This is a genomic window from Ruegeria sp. ABV3_008 (assembly GCF_056161185.1).
In genome coordinates this window covers 1-19,196 of sequence record NZ_JBSWYP010000015.1, presented here as the reverse complement: position 1 = coordinate 19,196, position 19,196 = coordinate 1, and the positions used below count along the sequence as shown (strand labels likewise).

Genomic DNA, 19,196 nt, shown 5'->3' with positions numbered 1-19,196 from the left:
ACCGGGGCGGACCTGTTCCGCCCCGTTTTAGAATGTCCGGGTCAGAGACCGGCCAGCAGTTCGTTCAGTGTTTGTTGACGCTGGCCCCACATCTCTATCACCTCGTCACGGGTCATGATGTGCATGGGCGACCCGCCGGCCTCCATCTTCTTGGCGACACGCGAATTGGCAAACATCTCAGGTACTGTCGCGGCCAGCTTTTCAATCACTTCGGGCGGTGTTCCTTTTGGCACCATCACACCCCGGAAATTGACCGACGAGTTGTCCACGTCCAGCCCCTGTTCCATCATCGTTGGAACATCCGGCAGGAACGCGTTGCGTTCAAGATCGGCGACACCCAGAATTTTGACATTGCCCGCTTCCTGCGCGCGGAATGCGTCGGACAGGTTGTTGATGCCGCCCATAACCTCACCGGCAATCACGGCCTTCATGGCCGCCGCGCCGCCACCCTTGGTCGGGATATAGGCCATCTTGGTTCCGGCTGCCTTGTCGATTTGCAGCGCCGCGATGTGGTGGCCCACAAACAATCCGGCACCGGATACCGTCAGCTTGCCCGGGTTTTCCTTGGCATAGGCAATGACATCCTGCATCGAGTTGAACGGGCTGTCGGCGCCCACGACAAATACCGCCGGATCCGCACCCCAGTTCGCGATAGGTTCGAAACTGTCGGTCGAATATTCCACGCCACCCTTGATAGACTGGGCGATGAAATGCGGAACATTGTAGGCCGCCAGCGTATAGCCGTCTGCATCCGCCTGCGTGGCGAACCAGTTCCAGCCCACGCGGCCACCCGCGCCGGGCTTGTTGATGATGGCGATGGGCATTCCCAGCGCGTCCTCGTTTCCGGCGGTCATGGTCACGATCCGCGCCTGGAAGTCCGTCGCGCCGCCAGCCCCGTAGCTGACCATCATCATGATCGGCCGTTCGGGATAGTCCTCGGCCGCCGCCGCACCCGTCAGGCTCATGAGGGCCAAAGCCGCCCCGGCTATCAATCGTTTCATTTTGCGTTTCCTCCCTGATTAGGTTCTTCCGCTGTTTGCGCGGTCAGAACAGAATTTCCCTTGGCGTGTAGACGTTCAGAAGCATGGAAAAGAGGCCGTACATCACCGCCACGAAGACGCCCGTGATGATCCCGCGCCGGATCCAGCTTTTGACGTCCGAATGCGGCGCCGGGTCATAGATCGACAGCAGGATGAAGAAGGCGATTGTCGTCGCGGTGTAAAAGCCCAGCGACTTGGCCGCCCAGAACACATAGATCAGCGTCACGATAAGACCCGGCAGCATGTTGACAAACATCGTGCGCGTGACGCCGTTGCCAACCTTGGACAATCCCATGACTGCCTTGCCGAACGTCCATCCGGCCAGAACCACAAAAACGGTTGCGATCAGACGCGGGAACAGGAACGCCTCGACCGGTTGCTGGGTGTAGCTGACCCAGGTCACCCAAAGGCCGACCGCAAAGACAAGACCTGATCCGAATACATGCTGCGAACGGTTCATGCCTGTGCCTCCTCTTTGGTGGTGTAGCGACGGTGACGCAGCTCCATCCAAACCGAATAAGCGACCGAGGCCAGCACAATGGCGATCAGGAACAGGTTCAACCCGCCACTCAGGAAGTATGCGGCCTTGCCCACGGTGGCGTCAGCAATCATTCCGCCCTGAATGAAGTTGGCTTCGGCGATGGGTCCCAGGATCAGGCCCAAAACCAGCGGCGCCGCGGAGAAGCCGAACCGTTCCAGAAAGAACATGCCTATCCCCAGGCAGGCCATGACATAGACGTCACCCATCGAACCCTGAACCGAGTATGCTCCGAAAACGGACAGCGCCAGGACGATTGCAGCCATCACCGATTGCGGCACCTGCGCGACACGGGCCGCAAGACCGGCAACGTAAAGGCCAAAGATGCACATCAGTACCTGCCCGATCAGCATCGAGTTGATGAAGGTCCATGCCACGTCCGGGTGGTTGTCGAACAGGTCTGATCCCGGGAAGATGCCGTGGATCAGCAATCCGCCCAGCAGCACCGCAGCGGTGGGGCTTCCGGGGATCGAAAGGGTCAGCAGCGGCACCAGAGACGGGCCGACCATGGCATTGTTGGCGGATTCCGCGGCAATGACGCCCTCGGAATGACCGGTGCCGAACTTGTCTTTTTCGGATGAGAACTTCTTGGTCTGGTCATAGGCCACAAGGCCCGCGATCTGCCCACCGACACCCGGGATCAGGCCGATGATCGAACCTGTCAGGGTTCCGATGCTCAGGGCCCGCGTGCGGCTGAACAGCTCCCGGAAGGCGGCCATTATCGAGTGGCGCTGCACCTCGATGACCTCGGCTCCGGCGTTGTGGCGACCTTTGGCGAACATCGTCAGAACCTGCGGAATTGCGAAAAGTCCGATCAGGGCGGCAATGATGTTGATACCTCCGCCCAAGGCGGGATGAAAAATGAACCGCTGCGCGCCCATGATGTCGTCGAAGCCGATGGTCGCAAGCCACAGCCCGATGCAACCCGACAGCAACCCTTTGACAACCGACGCGGAATCCAGCGTTCCGATCACCGTTACACCCAGAATGGCCAGCCAGAACAGGTGCGACGGACCAAAGGCCAGCGCCCATTTCGCCAGAACCGGTGTCAGGAAGATCAGAAGCAAAACGCCAAAAATGCCACCCACGGCCGAGGCCAGAAAGGACAATTGCAGCGCCCGCGCACCCTGTCCCTGTTTCGCCATGGTGTGCCCGTCCAGCGTCGTGGCGATATTGGCAGGCGCTCCGGGGATTTTCAGCAAAATGGCGCTGACCGCGCCGCCCGCAACAGTCGAGGTATAGGCAGCGCCTAGCAGGATCAGGCCCTGCGCGGCCTCAAGCTGGAAGGTGAACGGGATCAGCAATGCAACCGCCATCGTGGGTGACAGGCCCGGCGTCGCCCCAAGGATCAACCCGCCTATCGTGCCACCCAAAAGCAACAGGAACGAGAGCGGCGTGAACACATCTCCGAAGTAGTAAATGAATTCCATTCAGGGCCTCCCAACCCGTCGGTTCACACTTTTACTGTTGTTGACAAATCAGGTTAGGCGATGAAAATAGTATTGCAAATGTTTTCATAAAATCGACTGTGCGAGAGGGTTTTATGGCTAAATTTCAGAAGGATAAGGTGGATATCGTGGCCGTTGCAAAGGCCGCTAAAGTTTCACCCTCGACCGTTTCCCGCACCTTCAACCACCCCAATCTGGTCAACCCTGCGACTCGGAAAAAGATCAACCGGGCCGTTCAGCGATTGGGCTACATCCGCAACCGCGCGGCTCAGACGATGCATGGAAAACGGTCAGGCACGATCGGCCTAGTGGTGCCAACAATCAATCACGCCATTTTTGCCGAAGTCATTCAGGCCTTTTCAGATTCCATTGACAGTGCCGGGTTTACCCTTTTGCTGGCATCACACGGTTATAATCTCGACCGAGAATACGCGATGGTCCGCAAGCTGCTGGAGCATCGGATTGACGGGGTGGCGCTGGTAGGGCTGGAGCATTCCAAAGCCACTGTTCAGTTGATCAAGCAGCAGAGAACACCGGCGCTCGCTATATGGAACTACTCAAATGACAGCCCGCTGCCGTGTGTCGGAGCCGACAATCGCTTGGCCGGGCGCCTTGCGGCAGAACACCTGCTTGCATTGGAGCACCGTGACATTGGGCTGATCTTTCCCAAAACCACAGACAATGACCGGGCGCATAATCGTCTTTCTGCCGTACGTGACGCGCTTTATGAAAAGGGTATTTCCATTCCGAATGAACGTGATTCTGAAGCCCCATACAGCATATCTCAGGCTAAGCAGGCGGCCACATCTCTTCTGACTGAACGTACTCGCCCTACCGCTTTACTTTGCGGAAACGACGTCATCGCACAGGGCGCTTTGTTTGCGGCCCAAAACCTCGGCTTGAAGGTTCCTAATGACCTGTCAATCATCGGTATTGGAGATTTCAAGGGGTCCGCGGATGTTGAGCCAGGGCTCACCACAATTCGCATTCCGGCAGAAACCATTGGACAACTCGCCGGCGAAAGATTCACCAAATACATTACGTCAGACGATTCAGAACACTTCAGACTCTGCTGCGAATTGGAGTGCATCGTCAGAGGAACAACAGGTCCGGTGCCGACGTGCTAAGGCATCCGCTTTTGACCTGAAACATATCCCAAACTAGGAGCCGCCGTTGAAGTTCAGGGTCGTCTTCAGAGTTCTGAGGATGTCGTCAAAGTCTTCATTCTAATTTTGTGACGCGCAAAAACTGGCCTTTTTGCTCGTTACTTTTGCTGTGCCATCGAATCTTTTTTACACTCGATAAGTATTGCTTATCAGGTATGTTTGATTTGCACCCCAATTTGGTGCAAGATGGGCCTCATGAAGTCCCCTGCACCATATCTCCCGGCCGCCTCCCCTGCCCTCTCCGCAGAAGATCAGGACGCGCTCACCGATCTCTATGTACGCGGCACACCGGAAAACACGTTGCGTGCCTATGAACGGGATTTGATTTATGTCACCGCATGGAAATCCGCGCGGTTCACAGCGACGCTGGACTGGCCGGAATCCGAGACCACTGCGCTGGCCTTCATTCTCGATCACGCGCGCGATCTCAATGACGCACCAGAAACGGATGTGGCGCGTGAAACCGCGGAAGCGCTAATTGCTCAGGGGCTGCGCAAGTCCCTCGCCTGCCCTGCCCCATCAACGCTGGATCGGCGCATCGCCTCCTGGCTGGCCTTTCATCGGATGAAGAACCTGGCCAGCCCGTTTGGCACGCCGCAGGTCAAACAGGCTCGGTCCAAAGCCCGCCGCGCCGCCGCTCGACCCCCTGCCCCGAAATCCGCCCACCCGATCACCCGCGACATCCTCGAACAACTGCTGGCCACCTGTCGGGGGTCCCGGCGGGATTGCCGTGATCGCGCCATCTTGATGCTGGGTTGGGCTTCTGGTGGTAGACGGCGCTCGGAGATCACCGGGTTGATGTTTGAAGACGTCTCGCTGAAGGAGTTCGACGAGAAAAGCCTGGTTTGGATTTCACTGCTGGAGACCAAGACGACAACCAAAGGTGAAACGCCGCGGCTGGTGTTGAAAGGCCGCGCAGCCCAAGGGCTGGTTCATTGGATCGAAGTTGGACAGATTAAGAACGGGCCACTGTTCAGACCAGTCTCAAAAGCGGATCGTGTGCTGAAACGCCGCCTGTCCCCGGACGCGATCTACCAGATCGTCAAGCATCGGCTGACACTGGCGGGATTGCCTGAGGATTTTGCCTCCCCCCACGGGCTGCGGTCCGGCTTTCTGACGCAAGCCGCGCTGGACGGCGCCCCGATCCAGGCCGCGATGCGCCTGTCGCTGCACCGCTCCATGGCCCAGGCGCAGAAATATTACGACGATGTGGACATCGCGGATAACCCGGCGGCTGACATGTTGGGGTGAGCATTTGCCGAAGAACCAATAACCACCGTAAGGCCGCCCTACTCCGTACCAATTGTTCCGAATCCGAGTTCTCGCAGGCAAGAGTTCGATTGCGTATAAGTTGGTTTCATTTCAACAGCGTGATCGCGATTCTGAATCATAATCAGGTTAGGCAGATCGAATTTTGATCTTCAGCCATCGGACTTGTAGCGGATGAAAGCCTCTCCAATGGCTTAGGCACACTGTTCAACTAAGCCGGCAGAGATGAAGCCAGTCCGAGTGGTTAAAACGACATCTGAGTGACGAGATTGCTAAAATTGCCAATTGGCAATTTTTTTGGAAAAACTAACGTTGCAGGGAAATTGCCAATTGGCAATTTCCAGTATCACAGTAGCAAATCAATCCTGATTTGTAGCAAAGTGCCTGTCCAAGAAGATCGAAAAGGCCTCCTGTAGATCATCTTTGCGTATGTCGGTCGGAAACTCTAACACGATCTTTTTGCCTTTGCGCTTGAAAGTCATCCCGGGCTTTTCGGGTGATGATTGAAGAGTCACAGGATCTGTTTTTGTCGAAGCGGAAGGTTTCAACGCTGCCTTAAAAACATTCATAACCTGAACGCCGTCACGGCTGACCCCATCCGTTGCCATCTGCCTCGCAGTTTCCAGCAATATCTCACGATCCTCAGGCCGACCCAGAAACGGTTTTAGCGTACGGGCGTGCAGTTCTTTGATCTCTCGGATCGAAGGGAATGCCTCAACGATCTCGTTCGGCAACTTGGCCAGTTGCAGATAACGTGAAAGCCAAGCCTCACTGACTTCTAGCCGTGCGGCCATCGCCTTTTGCTTACCACCGTAGTAACGAGTCACAGCGTCTGCATAGTCACGAGCACGCTCATAGTCGGAGATATCTTCTCTGTCGCGGTTCTCGATATCGCCCAATCTAAAAGCTTCCTCATCGGTCAGCTCTCGAACATCAACCAAGTAGCGAAACTGTGGATAGTTATTGGCGCGTAGCCAGTTGATTGCAAAATGCCGCCTTGCACCGCAAATCACTTCATACGGCTGATTTGGATCGTTTGTCTTGCGCACGATAGCTGGAAACTCTTGTCGACCCTGACTGCGGATCCCGTCAATCAGGTCTCGACAGTTGTCCTCAGATAGAAGTTCATACGCTCGGTTATGTCGCTCCCACATACGGCATTCCCCCGGATCAACCCACCTCAGGGACTTCTCCTCGATATCCCCCGACATCCGTTCCGCAACCCTGTTAGAGCGGTTTAGAAAGCGAGCGCCAGCGCGTTCGGCTTTGGGGGCAGTGCCGTTATCGAGACCGCTTAGTACGTCATCGAAAATTGCGTCATGTTTCTTGCTCATAACACTCCCTCCTTGCGCAATGCAGCATAGTGACTGGGCCAGGTTTTGCGCATCAAAACCTCAACCTCGCGTCCCACCGCGTCCAGATATGCCCGACAGCGTTTGTGGGTTTCTGTGCGAGCTGCAGGTCCTGTAATCTCGTACACCGTGCCCAAGTTCGCTGTAGCGTTGTCAATCTCGGCACTGTCCTTCAAAACACTGGCCAACATGTCTTGGGGAAACACCGCGTCCATCATTCGTTTAATGGCTGCGTGCGCAGACTTGTTGTCGTTCATCTTGGTGGCCAGAATCTTCACGAATGAATAATCACGAGCTCCGCCATGTTGAGCTAGTTCATTCAACGTTGCCCCCATCATCTTCAAAAAATGGGCTGTAGATCCAAAGTCGATATTATTCGGCGGGGCAGGGATCACCATCGCGTTTGCTGCTCTAAGCACTGAAAGAGAAATCATTCCCAGCGCAGGCGGCGGGTCCAGAAGGATTACGTCGAATTGATCGGCTATGGTGCTGATCCCATCTCGCAAACGGTCCAACACGAAAACTTGATCCCTGGCCATCCGAGCTGCGAATTCATACTCAGCGTCATAGAGACCGAGGTTTGCAGGGATGAGCGCAATGCCAGGCCAATACGTAGCACGTAAAGCATAATGAAGAGTCTGCGGCCCACCATGCTGAAAGAACGGGTAAAGCGTATCTTCAGTCTCATCCACGTCAATGTCAGGATTAAGGCCAAAGATCGAAGTCGTTGAAGCTTGGCTGTCGCAATCGATAACGCAAACTCTATAGCCTTTAAGTGCGAGGAATTGGGCAAGATGGGTCGTTACCGTCGATTTTCCTACGCCACCTTTGAATGACTGAACTGACAAAACCAGTGTTGGATCATCTGTTGCACGGTGAGGTAATGTACCGAACACTTCCCGCATCCGGTTTATGTCAGACAGTGAGTACCCGGTCCTTCTTCCAGTGACTGGGTCTTTTTCCGGCTCAGGCAAGCGGCCGTCCGCTTCAGCATCACGGATTAACTTCTCTGATCGACCTACCATCTCGGCTGCGGAGCGAACATTAAAATTTAGGTTTAGCGTTTTCTCCGTGCCAGGGGAGAATACTCGATCGCGCAATCGCTCCATCACGGTACTGGCACGATCAGATAGTTGCTCAATCTCTTCCAGCCCAACAGGGGGCAAGGGGGAGGTGGTCATAGGTTTTGTCCTGTAGAAATCTGCCTTTCGTGAATCATGCCCCGAATGGTGAATCGGCTCAAGTGTGGTTTTTGAGGCAGATCACGTAAAAAAAGGGAAATTCGAAGGCAAATGCCACAGGAGCGGAAATTGAGGGTAACCGGAGGTCATTAGTATCAACATTCTAACCCAGAACATCTAATACGGGTGATTTTGATGTCTGACGATGTTGTCAGGTACCAATCCCCCAAAATCCCAAATATAAAAAACAATCTTGTTCAAGATTCTTGGATTCAATTGTTCATACGATCGTTATATCTTTAAAATCAATGCTTTGTGATATGTTGCTCTTACATATCGGGCGTAAATTCTTACAGATTGGGGTGCTTTGCCTTACGTTTCGGATGGTTAAAGCTTACATTTCGGGACGGGCGTAAATCCTACTTTTGGGGACGAGTGAGGTGATTCGAAAAACCCTTGTTTTATTGGGGTTTGTGAGACCTCCTTCGAATCACGCGAGACTCGATACTGATTCGAAAAACTACAGATTGGGTGCTGGACCGAGACAACAGTGATGGCTATGCTTACATCATACGCCATACAAAAGTAATAATTAGGTGTTGGGCAGTACATGTCAAAAAAACCATACCGCACTTTGGACGCACGGCCAAATTCTGAAAGCCTGGTCAAGCCTGGTGAGCTTGTAGACGTGATTGAGGTAACACCGCTGACGCTTAACGATCGGCGGATCTACAATCAGCTTTTGGAAAACGCTTGGGATGCGATCGACAAGCCTGTCAGCCATGTTATCCAGAAATCCATGCTGCGTGGGTCGCATAATTCGAACGACAGGGTAGGGGAGTCTATTGAGCGATTGATGTCCGCCATTGTGAAAGTGGAAGTTGTATGGGATGGCGAACCTGCGGTCGAGCGGGTCCAGTTGTTGGGTGGCAACGTGGAAACAGCGCGAAGCGATGGGCTAATTGAATACGAGATCCCAGCGCGGTTGCGCAAAATTATTACCAATTCGACAGTTTTTGCCCGTTTACAGCGAGAGATCATGTTCGCACTGAGTTCGAAATATGCGCTGACGTTGTACGAGATCGTGCAAAAGCGCGGCAATCTTCGCTGGCGTTCATCAGAGAAGTTTTCTGTCGATGATCTGCGCGGCATTCTAGGTGTACCAAAGGGTAAGCTAACCAACTGGAGCAACCTGAAGCTACGCGCGATCGAACCAGCAATTGCTGAAGTCAATGCGCTGTCGGATTACATGGTAGAGATCGATCCAATAAAGACCGGGCGCCGTGTGACCCACGTTGAATTGCGCTGGTGGAAAAAGGACGGAGAAGGGCAGGGGGCTGCGGAACGCGCTCTAAAGTTTTCGTCCGTTGGACGTAAGGCGAAAGCTCAAGAACAGGAAGAGAAAGTTCAAATACCTGTTATCCCAAGTATCAAGCCGCGTCCGGCCTGGCTGGAAAAACGAGGTGACGCTTTAAAAACCGAAACCTACGAGACTGCTCGTCTGCGCCATCCAGGGTATGACATCTACTACATTGAGGGCCAATGGCGTGACTGGTCAGCAAGAATGGAACCACCCAAAGACCCCGACCGTGCATTTCTCGCATACATTCGGAAATTTGCTGAAGCCAACCCGATTTAGGATTCCTTTTAGCTGATAGCAAACAGATGAGATTGGCCATCAGCTCATCATTATGCAAACGAGCAAGAGCGGTTAGGCCGAGGAGACGGAATCAAACCTTTAATACAGAAGCTCCCCAGTCCGCATTGGTGTCTGCCGGAGCCGTATTCTTAGCAGATAATGGTGATGGCTCGGGTGTGAGGTCTCAGAAATGAGTGATGAAGATCAGTATGAAACTTGGATCAAAAACTTCAACAAAGGGCATGGCTATGCAGGTGTATTCAATGCAGAAACCGATGAAGAAAAAGCCATTGTCGAACTGAGCACAGCCGCCGAGTGGGTTAGGTCTGTCGAAGCAGAGTTCGGCATTCGGGCACGCGAACTAAAATCTAATTCGATGGACCCGCCAGACTGTTTTGTGAAAGTCGACGGACTACAACTTGGTGTCGAATTGGTCCAGATGGTTGAAAGTGACCACAAGCGCCGAGCTACCCAAGACGAGAACCCAAATTGCGGCGAGCTGTTTCTGGATATGCAATGGTCGAAAGACCGACTCGTATCTAAGTTGGAGCAGCTAATAGCTAAGAAAGGTGTTGCTTATTCGAAGCGGAGCATTTGTGTCGATGTACTGCTAATCCACACTGCGGAACCCTGGCTAGACTCAACACAGGCTGAAGAGTGGCTTGCCGATATTCAGATCAAAAAACACCCGAGCATCAACAGCGCCTTTTTACTATTTGAATATGAACCCGGAAGGGGGGTATCCCATTGGCCGGTATTCTGCCTGTACGGCGACCTTTCCCAATAGAAAAAGACTGCTTCAGATAGATTTGATGGAGCCTAAGAATTGAGGTCGAAACAGTAATGGACGAACAAGAATACAAGCAAAGAAAAGACATTGACGGCAGGACTATTGAGGAAGTTGACCGTGACTTAGAGGCACTAGTTCAGTATCTGGAACGCATTGGCGTCCACAAGCTCGCCCGAGAAATCAGCGACGAACGGTTCGCGATACGGATGCTCGAAAACCAAAGATGGATCGATGGACATGAATATTTGGTGGCGGCTGAAGAGCGCTTACAAGAAAGTCTGGAGCAACGGATTGTGGCTATGCAATCTCAGATGTTCGACAAAGCAGCAGCCTACAACAACATTATCGTAACCCTAGGATACGCCGGTTTCTTTGCAATATGGACCTTCACCAAAGACAACTTGGCAACATGGGATACAGTCCTGATCGCCGCTTTGTTGGGTACATCGCTAATGCTGTTCGTTGCATGGACGTTGGGCATCTCGATGGTTAATGCAAGGCTGGTGCAAAGAATGGGCGCGGTGTTGAACGCGGAATACGACACTAGGGAAGACAAAGTCGCGGCCGCCATCGCATTTGAAACCAAACACCAAAAGAAAATGTTGCGCGTTCTCTCCGTGTGGATGCCGGTTTTTTTCATGACCGTTTTCTCGGGCTTTTCAGCTGGCCTTATTTTGCTTTCGCTTTTGTTTGGTCAGGTCGTGGGTTTCGAGTTTTCCTATCATGAATTGCTGGAGAAGATTCGGAACTAAAGGGTGTTACGACTACGCGCGACCAGAGGTTGGATGCTCAGTCAGAGGCCCGAGGCAGTGGACTGCCTCTTAACATCCGGGATTGACTGCAATCTTGACGGAATGCCTATGCGACTGTCTATTTGAGACATGACATTCAATTTCAAGTTGTAGGCACCTAAATGACTGAGAAATTGCCAGATTACCTGGCTCAAGGCGAAGCCGCCCGTTTGTTTCCTGTTCTCTCAACCACTTCAAAGGAAGGTCGCACAACGTCCATCGTGTTGGCCTGCATGGTTCAGATTGAAGAATTGGGAGCCGCATTGCTGCAATCAGTGGGTCAAAAGCGTGGAAAACGGGCACAGGTTCATGCGTTCACAGAGGTGGTTTTCAAGAACCAGTCCAAGACAATCAAGGATCGGCCAGACGGATTAATAGTCCTGAAGGTTGGCTCTCGCGAGTGGAAGGCCCTTGTTGAAACTAAAGTTGGGAACAACACCCTCGATGCTGAGCAGGTCGAAAGATACCGCGCACTCGCGAAAGAGAACGGGGTCGATTGCGTCATCACGATATCCAATCAATTCGCAACCACCCCAACCGCTCACCCTGTCGAGGAAGTCAGGAAGAGCAGATCCAAGATTCCTGTGTATCACTGGTCATGGATGCATGTGGTCACGACTGCCGAGTTGCTGATCAGCAATGAGCAAGTCGAGGACAAGGACCAACTATTGTTGTTGAATGAGCTTAGGCGCTTCCTCAATCATGAGAGCGCTGGCGTTCAGGGCTTCCATAGGATGCCCAAGGAATGGGGTGACCTGAATAAACTGGTGTCCTCTGGCGGTGTAATTCCGGCGCGGTCGCCCGAAGCGCAGATCGTGATTGACGCTTGGCACCAGGAAACCCGTGATCTGTCGCTCATCCTGAGTCGCCTTGTCGAAACATCCGTCAGTGAAAAACTGTCGCGTAAGCACATCAATGATCCGGCGCAGCGGAAAAAGGATGAACTGCTGATGCTTCGCGAGCAACATCAGCTGCAATGCACATTGGATGTGCCGGACACGGCCGCTCCTATCGAAGTTACAGCTGATCTGAAGCGGCGGTGCGTTGACGTCGGAATGACCATCCGAGCGCCTGAAGATAAGAAGTCGACCAAAGCCAGGCTGAATTGGCTGCTGCGACAAATCAAGGTCGATAGCATGGAAGGCCTTTATGTACGGTTGCTTTGGCCCGGCGCTAGCGAGCCGACACAGCATTTGGTCTCGGATCTACGGGAAGACATTGATATCTGCCAAGAAGGCAAGGACCACCTCGTTACACACGGCTTCCACGTTTTCCTATCAAAACGCCTTGGTGGACGGTTCACTCAGCAGGCCAACTTCATATCTGACTTAGAGGAAGTCGTTCCTCTGTTTTATGGCGAAGTCGGCGCCAATCTGTCTGTATGGAAGAAGGCGGCGCCGCGGATCAAGCAGGACAAGCCAACTGCTGAGGACGTGTCCATTGATGCCATTGCAGAGGATGCAGAGGACTTTGAGGGCTGAGGGAAACGATTGAGCGCGCTTCTCTAACTCATTGAGTGGAATCGACCGTCCACAACCTCTGCTCAAACTGCTATTTGCCAATAACTTGCAACGGGTACGGTTCTTGGATGTATCGCATCAGCTAAAATCAGGATCATGCGTGCTAACTTCGTCATCGCGTTCTTGAATAGTTCACTTATTTGACTATATTTAAACCAGTAAAGGGATGGTCTAACCGTCCGTTCATTGGCGAGCCAAGGCTCGCCTTTGGATTTTAAAGGCCCTCGTGAAACACATCATATTGCCCAATTTCACACTTCGTGCCTCTGCAAAAATGCAGCTTTTCTAGCAAGACACTGATAGCACGTTGGTCCGTTGCTGATTTTTGTCCAGACGAATGAAGATAGTGATTTCCGATGGGCCGCGCAGTTAGATCGGCGATCTGGAGGCCCGTGGAGTTACTTTTCTTGTCCATCAACTCAAGTCGGAAGTTTGAAAAATCATAAGCTGCAACCGGGCCCAACAATGAACCCTGAACCGAAACCTGTTTATAAGCCTTACTTAGGGCGGCGTCATCGTCCCGACCGCGGGCCTCGAATACGACATGAAGTTCTTTAGACAGCTCGTCAGGATCATGGATCTTCAGATAGTATTCGATCTGCCTGAATCCCCTCGACAGGCTAATGTGGTAAGGGTCGAAAGACTTATGACGATCTGGTACTTTGGGCTTGTCGATCACGACACAGAAACAACGAAATTGTGCATCGCTCATCAAATCCGTTAGCTCGTCCATAAAATCGCGGCGCCGGTCACCCTTTAAACGCTCATACTTTGATCTAACGGCAGGGTCCTTGATTTTGTCAGATTTGCGTAAATCTCGCTCGTGCAGAATGATGTTGTCGCTGCCCCAATACTTGAACTTCAAACGATTGAAGCGTGGGATCAACTCATTGAGATAATGCTCTTTCTCGAACATACAGTAGTTGACGCAAAGTAGCGGAAACTCGGGTGTGGCTTTCCAATTGGCGTCGCCACTCTCATCCACATAGATAATGTATTTGCTGAAGTCAGACATTGATTGCAGGTTACAATATTCGGCAGAAGATTGGCAAAGAGATAGCGTCAAAAATATCTGGTTCGTCAATGACCTCCTAGGAGCGTTGCACTGGCATCAAGGGCAAAAGGCTTTGAGCCGTCGCGCGTTGTATAGCAACCACAAATTCCAATTTTAATCTGAACGAAACACTACAGCTATCCGATCTAGAATCTGAGTGTTGGCGTTTCGCGACGCTTGTTCCGCCGCGGTGAATAATTCCTCCATCCGAGAACGCACCAATGAAAGTGTCTTTGACGGTTGTCGTGCAAAGAAGTCATAGATCGCGTCGATACCCAGATAATCCGGTATCTCTCGCCACTCAGCGCTACGTTGGCTGACATCCTTTTTGGCTTCAATCCAGAATGAGTCGAGTTCCTGGGCCCAGGATTCTGCGAGTTTCTCTAGCGATGGCAGCGTCAAGTGCCCGAACCGGTTGTAGCCCTGGTTCTTTGAGGGGCCGGACGCGAGAAACCTATCCAAAGACTCCAAGAGTGAAACCGTTCGCTCGGGCCGGATATCCCAGTGTGCCAGGCCTTCCAGAGTCGGTTGGAGATCCTCGATCACAGAACTCAACTCTGCTTCCGTCGGCCGGGCCCGGTGGTTCCCAGACTTAACGGTAACACCATAGGCCTCACGCAGCAGCCTCGTCACTTTTGGCTGATCCCGGATGATTTCTTGGCGGTCATTGATCTCGCGGACGGCCAACAGTCGTGGCGGCAGATAAGACGCTTCGATCAGCGATGGTGAGCGCCCACCAAGCGCTATGATGGTCATTGGTGATTTGCCGGCGAGAAGACAAAGTTCAGCACCCCAAAGACTTTTAGGCTTGATGCGCTCCATGGACTGAAGGAGATCGTCTGGCAGCTTACGCCGCATGTCTTCGACCAGATCGTAGAGATTGTTTCGGCGAAGTGGCCGTGGCTTCTTGTGCTGCTCTAAGATCAGGTCCGTCAGGTCGCCGGCAGAAAACTCAAGATACTCGTCTGCGAGATCTGAAGCACCGACCCCTGAAAGCAGGGCGATGGATTCTATGCGATCGCGACCTTTTTTGTCAGACGACAGAACAAGCCCAGGAAGATCGAAGGTGGTGTAGGTAATCTTGGAATGCGGACTATCGATGCGGTCAATCCGACCAAGTCCCTGAAGCATACTTTTGATGTCTGAGGTCACGCCGACAATTCCGAGGGCACGTGCACGCTGGAGGTTGATGCCCTCTGCCATTTGAAAGGTCATGAACATGGCTCGGCGATGGTCGTCGGACGCCTTCTTTCCATCGAGAGCCAGGTATTCTTGGGCTTCAGCGCCATTTCGGGCGACGGTAATCCCGGTTCCGGGACCCAATTTGTGATTGGCAGCCACGAGTATCACGTCGGGCTTGGAGCCCTTTCGAGAGGAAAGGAGGCGTGCGTAGACCTCCAACACACCAATCCGCTCAGAGAGGAAAATCACCTGCCTATGCAGATTGAGCATCTCTGCCATATGTTCGGCGCGCTGCTCATCGATTGCATCAAGTTCCGAGCTCTGCAGCAGTTCCCCGATGCGGTCGCAAATTGGCGTAGTGGTCCGTTTGTCGAGGGGGAGTTCGCCGCTCTTTGGTGGGATAGTGATTGTTGCGATCTTCCCTCCGCGACTTTCACGTTCTGAGCGCCTCATGCTCTCGCCGATGGATTTGGGGCCGCGTCCATCTGCGTCCACAGCTCGTCTACGTTCCCAATCATCTTCAGCGAAGGTGATCGACGACCTTAAGATCGCCAAGAAATTCCGAATGTGGATCCGCGCCTTGTCGTGAAATCGGACCTCTGTGTGGCCCGCTCGTTTCGGGTCGGCAGACACAAGCGTGGTGCCCGTCGAAATGCTCTCGGCGAGTTTTCTGATTTCGCCCAGGATGGCTGATTGCTCTGGCGTGAGATTGGCGTCGATCCGGATGCTCTCGATCTCAGGGTATGCAAAGATTCCCAGTCCGCGTTTTTTGGATTCTCCAATGCAATGCCGCTGACGTCTAACGACATAGGGGGCCAGTGCGTCCGCCATGTCGGCCTGAATTTCGCGAGGATCTAACCGCTTGCCCGCAAGTCGTTCTTCGGCTTCCACAATTGGTTGTGCGAGGTCTGCTTCAGACAGGAACATGTCATCCATGCCAGACCGCTGACGGTCCTCAAAGTTCTGCCGAAAGTCGCGTAGTGCATTCAACTCTGATGCTCTCTCGCGTCCTCGTTTGAGATTGTCGTTGATCGTTGCCGTGATTTCGGGAGGCACGTAGATCGACGCACGTCGTTCATGGAAGGCGAGCAATCCGTCCAAACCCTGGTTTCCCATCAGTGTCGCCGACAAACACGATGTCCAGATCGCAGGGCTCTGTTCGAAGACGAGTGAACGTCGCGATGGTGCGAGATAGCGAGAATTAAGTCGATGGCTTTCGTCGACGATCATGGACGCCGCCGAGCGCGCGCCTCGGTTTATCTCTCCGAGCTCCTCGGCTTCATCATCCTTCTTCCTTGATAACTGGCTATGTTTGATAAGGGAGAGGTTCGTGGGCTTGATTTTGTCCCAGTTGTTAAGAACGCTTGCTGGAATAATACCGAGCGCGCCATTTCGTGTTTGATCAGGGCGTTCGCCGCCGTGTCGAAACACGACACCGGAGTGCATCGTCGGCAAGACTGTGGCGAGATGTTTGCCGATGTCGGTCTTTCCGGCACCAGTTGGAGCCTCTACGAATGCAAACCCGTGTTCGTATGTTGTGCCAGCAGCCTCGTAGACGAGATCGGCCTGAAACGGTAGCGGCGGACGCCCAGCCGCGCCGTCGCCGCCGACGCGCCAAGGCTCAAAGGACGTCATTTCATGAACTGTGCGAGCGAGAGCTTCTTCGGCACTCACAGGCCTCAGAAGTGCCCGCAAAATTTCGAGCGCTTGTTCCGTCCAATCTGTGCCAAGCGTCCAGAATCCTTCTGCGGCCTTGCGGCGTGTTGCAGCGAGATCAGGGTACGCTTGCAGATCGTCGACGTACTCAAGATTGCGACTTAGGCCGCCAACCGAAAAATTGGCGCTGCCCGCGAGCACGCCGACGTCACTGGCGAAGAGCTTTGCGTGCAACATCGCGTGGGAACGGCCAAGGCGCTCCTGAGCAAGCTCTGTGTCGAAAATACGAAGAGAAATAGCGCCGGATTTGATCGCATCGTAGGCTAGAACAGCCCGTAATTCGTCGAGTGAACGCAGCGAAAGCCCACGTGTTTCAAGAAAGTAATCGCGGGCTTGTTCAGACAACCCACGTTCACTTCCATTCAACCGACTTTGGTTGTCGGTGTTTGTCCCAAATATGATCCGGATCGTTTTGGGAGGTTCTGTTGCTATTCGCGGCCGAACACTGAGAATGATGGACATCGCAGACAGGAAGTCCTGGTATCCGGTGACGACGAGAGCATCTGAGCCATTCAGAATGCGCTCAACGAGCTTTCGGACCGGCCGTTCCCCATTTGTCGCCCAGACTAGCTCGTTTTCCTCAACGTCATCGATGGCTGGCGCTGTTTCAGCACCGGTTCTAACAGTTTCCTGGTCGCGTTCCTTGGAACTACGGAACAAAAATCTCGATATGAAACTGTCTGCTTGCTCGCGCGCCATTCCAGTCACCTCAAGTTCAGTCTATCGCCGGTAGAAAATTGGCCAAGTACTTGATTTCCATAGTGTGACAAAACTGGCGCTTTGAGCCATCTCGTATTTACGGCCCAAAGCAATGCGGAACTTGTACTTCGAGGATATTCGTGTGTGCTTCTTTGAGCCGCGACAATTGAGCAGCACTAGAAGTTCGAAACCCACAGTTTCCTATGCAGACCAAACGGCGGCATTTTGAAAGCCAGGATAAGTCTGGGAACTGGATGTTATGTGAAACCTGTGCGAGATGCCTCAATTGTTGATCCTAACAGCCAGCGTAATTCTTGTTTCCGCTTGCTGTAATCGTATAGGTGCCGCCTCTTGGACCGGTGTAACAACGTGATGCTGACGTTCTGACTGCCGCAGAAGGTCGGCGGTATTGTGAAATCCGCCTGATTTGAGTGCCCCACTCGCAAGCAAGTCCGTCACCATCTCCATCCAGGTTGTATGGATCAGATATGGGACCGCCGGAAGCCAAGAAGAATTTCTGTGCCGCCGCCCCACTGGAGAAATCGCCACAATCATAGTCAGTTCCAGCCACAGAGTTTGAAGGGGAGCTAGAGCGTTGGTAGGCCTTGGTTCCGAACGTCGAAAGGCTCACTTGACCGTAACTCCCCAAGTTGCATTGGCTTACCCCTCGGACTGCCAACTCAGCTTCAATCATGAGCTTACCTCTCGAAGTGGTTTGAGGTAACAAGTAGGCTGAACACAACTCATAGGTTGATGCCTGTGCAACTCGCGATGACAGTCGTTCAGGCGATTGAATGTCGGCTGTGCAAGCAGCCAAGACCAAGATTATTAAAGAAAAAGACTTACGCACAACAATTCCCTTTGGTCAAAAATCAGAACAACCTTAAGTGCATATGAGTATCCAGACTAGGCTTATGCCTCAGTAAAATGCTTTACCGGCTTAGTTCCCCGCGCGGATCAATTGGTCCTGGTAGAGAAACGGAGCATGAGTGTCATCCTGAAGTCTTGTCGAACATCCCATATGAAGATTGGGCCTGGTTGCCACCGAGGATCAGAATCCTTTCCTAGGAATTGATTTCGCAATGTCATTGGACAGTCGCGCTGAATTCGCCGACAATCACATCATGGAACTGACAGACACCACACCTGTCCACCTCATCCATGTTGACCCGAATGTTAACATGGCGCGGTTCTATGGAATTGAACTGCAGCCGACGCTGTTTGGGGAGATGTCTGTCCTTCGTACCTGGGGACGTATTGGCACAAACGGGCAAGCCATGATGGTGACGTATGATGACGAAGCCCAGGCTAGTGAAGCGCTCTATAATCTCGAAAAGCAAAAGCTCCGTCGAGGGTATGTTCCGGTCGGTGAGTGACTTCGGGTTACAGTCTGTTTCTTTGGCAAATCCCAAGCCTGTCGGCTCGTGACCGGGCTCTAGGTTCCAGCCGGCACGCCGGCTTCCACCCAGAACACCCCAGCATGATCTCCCTGACGCAGTAGCCCCTGAACCGTTTCTTGCGAGCCGGGGCAGGGGCTTTGGGTCATGGTCGGTTCATGCCGTTGTGATCTGCCCATTCGGGTGACGATCTCTTTTGCGCTTCCGCAGGATCAAAGATCCCTTGGCTTCTTTTGTGGGTCAGGCGGGATTTGGACAAGCCAAACGCCACCCGACGTCAGGGGGAAGGCGCGGCCTCCCCCCTCGGACAAGACAAATAGACAAGACCGTGTCCTCGCGCGCCTGCGCTGCGGGCCGCACCACTCTTGTCGATTTGTCCTGTCTCGCCCCTCTCCGCGTTCGCCACGTGGCAGG

At 53.2% G+C, this 19,196-nt stretch carries 14 protein-coding genes; 7 read left to right on the top strand and 7 right to left on the bottom strand.

All coding sequences use genetic code 11. The features are described 5' to 3' along the window. Nucleotides 1-41 precede the first annotated feature (41 nt). The 3 genes from ACXAH8_RS20440 to ACXAH8_RS20430 are packed head-to-tail and all read right to left on the bottom strand — an operon-like array spanning nucleotide 42 to nucleotide 3,008. Complete coding sequence (locus ACXAH8_RS20440) at nucleotides 42-1,001, bottom strand: Bug family tripartite tricarboxylate transporter substrate binding protein (protein ID WP_152459978.1); 960 nt, start codon at nucleotides 999-1,001, stop codon at nucleotides 42-44. 43 nt (nucleotides 1,002-1,044) lie between these two features. Then, nucleotides 1,045-1,500: a tripartite tricarboxylate transporter TctB family protein gene (locus ACXAH8_RS20435; RefSeq protein ID WP_152459977.1), complete on the bottom strand. Its 456-nt coding sequence runs from the start codon at nucleotides 1,498-1,500 to the stop codon at nucleotides 1,045-1,047. Beyond that, on the bottom strand, nucleotides 1,497-3,008 hold the full coding sequence (locus ACXAH8_RS20430) for a tripartite tricarboxylate transporter permease (RefSeq protein ID WP_152459976.1): 1,512 nt from the start codon (nucleotides 3,006-3,008) through the stop codon (nucleotides 1,497-1,499). Before ACXAH8_RS20430 ends, ACXAH8_RS20435 begins: the two co-directional genes overlap by 4 nt. Nucleotides 3,009-3,121: 113 nt before the next feature. Here ACXAH8_RS20430 and ACXAH8_RS20425 point away from each other — a divergent pair, with 113 nt between their 5' ends. Both ACXAH8_RS20425 and ACXAH8_RS20420 read left to right on the top strand, forming a co-directional pair. Continuing rightward, complete coding sequence (locus ACXAH8_RS20425) at nucleotides 3,122-4,153, top strand: LacI family DNA-binding transcriptional regulator (RefSeq protein WP_475220407.1); 1,032 nt, start codon at nucleotides 3,122-3,124, stop codon at nucleotides 4,151-4,153. A 234-nt stretch (nucleotides 4,154-4,387) separates the two neighbouring features. Beyond that, complete coding sequence (locus ACXAH8_RS20420) at nucleotides 4,388-5,443, top strand: tyrosine-type recombinase/integrase (RefSeq protein WP_475220406.1); 1,056 nt, start codon at nucleotides 4,388-4,390, stop codon at nucleotides 5,441-5,443. A gap of 377 nt (nucleotides 5,444-5,820) precedes the next feature. On the opposite strand, the gene ACXAH8_RS20415 is transcribed toward ACXAH8_RS20420, so the two are convergent. Both ACXAH8_RS20415 and ACXAH8_RS20410 read right to left on the bottom strand, forming a co-directional pair. Next, nucleotides 5,821-6,795 carry a ParB/RepB/Spo0J family partition protein gene (locus ACXAH8_RS20415; protein WP_475220405.1) on the bottom strand — a complete coding sequence of 325 codons (975 nt, stop codon included), beginning with the start codon at nucleotides 6,793-6,795 and terminating at the stop codon, nucleotides 5,821-5,823. Further along, nucleotides 6,792-7,994 carry an AAA family ATPase gene (locus ACXAH8_RS20410; RefSeq protein ID WP_475220404.1) on the bottom strand — a complete coding sequence of 401 codons (1,203 nt, stop codon included), beginning with the start codon at nucleotides 7,992-7,994 and terminating at the stop codon, nucleotides 6,792-6,794. The genes ACXAH8_RS20415 and ACXAH8_RS20410 overlap by 4 nt, the downstream gene beginning before the upstream one ends. Before the next feature lie 610 nt (nucleotides 7,995-8,604). Here ACXAH8_RS20410 and ACXAH8_RS20405 point away from each other — a divergent pair. The 4 genes from ACXAH8_RS20405 to ACXAH8_RS20390 all read left to right on the top strand — a co-directional run bounded on the left by ACXAH8_RS20405 (nucleotide 8,605) and on the right by ACXAH8_RS20390 (nucleotide 12,695). After that, on the top strand, nucleotides 8,605-9,633 hold the full coding sequence (locus tag ACXAH8_RS20405; RefSeq protein ID WP_475220403.1) for a RepB family plasmid replication initiator protein: 1,029 nt from the start codon (nucleotides 8,605-8,607) through the stop codon (nucleotides 9,631-9,633). A gap of 190 nt (nucleotides 9,634-9,823) precedes the next feature. Then, nucleotides 9,824-10,420: a hypothetical protein gene (locus tag ACXAH8_RS20400; RefSeq protein WP_475220402.1), complete on the top strand. Its 597-nt coding sequence runs from the start codon at nucleotides 9,824-9,826 to the stop codon at nucleotides 10,418-10,420. 56 nt (nucleotides 10,421-10,476) lie between these two features. Continuing rightward, nucleotides 10,477-11,175 carry a hypothetical protein gene (locus tag ACXAH8_RS20395; RefSeq protein WP_475220401.1) on the top strand — a complete coding sequence of 233 codons (699 nt, stop codon included), beginning with the start codon at nucleotides 10,477-10,479 and terminating at the stop codon, nucleotides 11,173-11,175. Nucleotides 11,176-11,336: 161 nt separating this feature from the next. Beyond that, nucleotides 11,337-12,695 carry a hypothetical protein gene (locus tag ACXAH8_RS20390; protein ID WP_475220400.1) on the top strand — a complete coding sequence of 453 codons (1,359 nt, stop codon included), beginning with the start codon at nucleotides 11,337-11,339 and terminating at the stop codon, nucleotides 12,693-12,695. Nucleotides 12,696-12,948: 253 nt separating this feature from the next. Here ACXAH8_RS20390 and ACXAH8_RS20385 read toward each other — a convergent pair whose 3' ends face one another. After that, nucleotides 12,949-13,749: a DUF3800 domain-containing protein gene (locus tag ACXAH8_RS20385; protein ID WP_475220399.1), complete on the bottom strand. Its 801-nt coding sequence runs from the start codon at nucleotides 13,747-13,749 to the stop codon at nucleotides 12,949-12,951. Between the two features lie 153 nt (nucleotides 13,750-13,902). Then, nucleotides 13,903-17,385, bottom strand: coding sequence for a phospholipase D family protein (locus tag ACXAH8_RS20380; RefSeq protein ID WP_475220398.1), 3,483 nt, complete (start codon nucleotides 17,383-17,385; stop codon nucleotides 13,903-13,905). Between the two features lie 1,124 nt (nucleotides 17,386-18,509). Between ACXAH8_RS20380 and ACXAH8_RS20375 the strand changes: the two genes are divergently transcribed. Then, on the top strand, nucleotides 18,510-18,761 hold the full coding sequence (locus tag ACXAH8_RS20375; protein ID WP_475220397.1) for a WGR domain-containing protein: 252 nt from the start codon (nucleotides 18,510-18,512) through the stop codon (nucleotides 18,759-18,761). Nucleotides 18,762-19,196 lie beyond the last annotated feature (435 nt).

Bases quoted from the DNA above. Each gene is read 5' to 3' on its own strand.
- ACXAH8_RS20440 (WP_152459978.1), bottom strand. From the start codon at position 1,001: ATGAAACGATTGATAGCCGGGGCGGCTTTGGCCCTCATGAGCCTGACG.
- ACXAH8_RS20435 (WP_152459977.1), bottom strand. From the start codon at position 1,500: ATGAACCGTTCGCAGCATGTATTCGGATCAGGTCTTGTCTTTGCGGTC.
- ACXAH8_RS20430 (WP_152459976.1), bottom strand. From the start codon at position 3,008: ATGGAATTCATTTACTACTTCGGAGATGTGTTCACGCCGCTCTCGTTC.
- ACXAH8_RS20425 (WP_475220407.1), top strand. From the start codon at position 3,122: ATGGCTAAATTTCAGAAGGATAAGGTGGATATCGTGGCCGTTGCAAAG.
- ACXAH8_RS20420 (WP_475220406.1), top strand. From the start codon at position 4,388: ATGAAGTCCCCTGCACCATATCTCCCGGCCGCCTCCCCTGCCCTCTCC.
- ACXAH8_RS20415 (WP_475220405.1), bottom strand. From the start codon at position 6,795: ATGAGCAAGAAACATGACGCAATTTTCGATGACGTACTAAGCGGTCTC.
- ACXAH8_RS20410 (WP_475220404.1), bottom strand. From the start codon at position 7,994: ATGACCACCTCCCCCTTGCCCCCTGTTGGGCTGGAAGAGATTGAGCAA.
- ACXAH8_RS20405 (WP_475220403.1), top strand. From the start codon at position 8,605: ATGTCAAAAAAACCATACCGCACTTTGGACGCACGGCCAAATTCTGAA.
- ACXAH8_RS20400 (WP_475220402.1), top strand. From the start codon at position 9,824: ATGAGTGATGAAGATCAGTATGAAACTTGGATCAAAAACTTCAACAAA.
- ACXAH8_RS20395 (WP_475220401.1), top strand. From the start codon at position 10,477: ATGGACGAACAAGAATACAAGCAAAGAAAAGACATTGACGGCAGGACT.
- ACXAH8_RS20390 (WP_475220400.1), top strand. From the start codon at position 11,337: ATGACTGAGAAATTGCCAGATTACCTGGCTCAAGGCGAAGCCGCCCGT.
- ACXAH8_RS20385 (WP_475220399.1), bottom strand. From the start codon at position 13,749: ATGTCTGACTTCAGCAAATACATTATCTATGTGGATGAGAGTGGCGAC.
- ACXAH8_RS20380 (WP_475220398.1), bottom strand. From the start codon at position 17,385: ATGGCGCGCGAGCAAGCAGACAGTTTCATATCGAGATTTTTGTTCCGT.
- ACXAH8_RS20375 (WP_475220397.1), top strand. From the start codon at position 18,510: ATGGAACTGACAGACACCACACCTGTCCACCTCATCCATGTTGACCCG.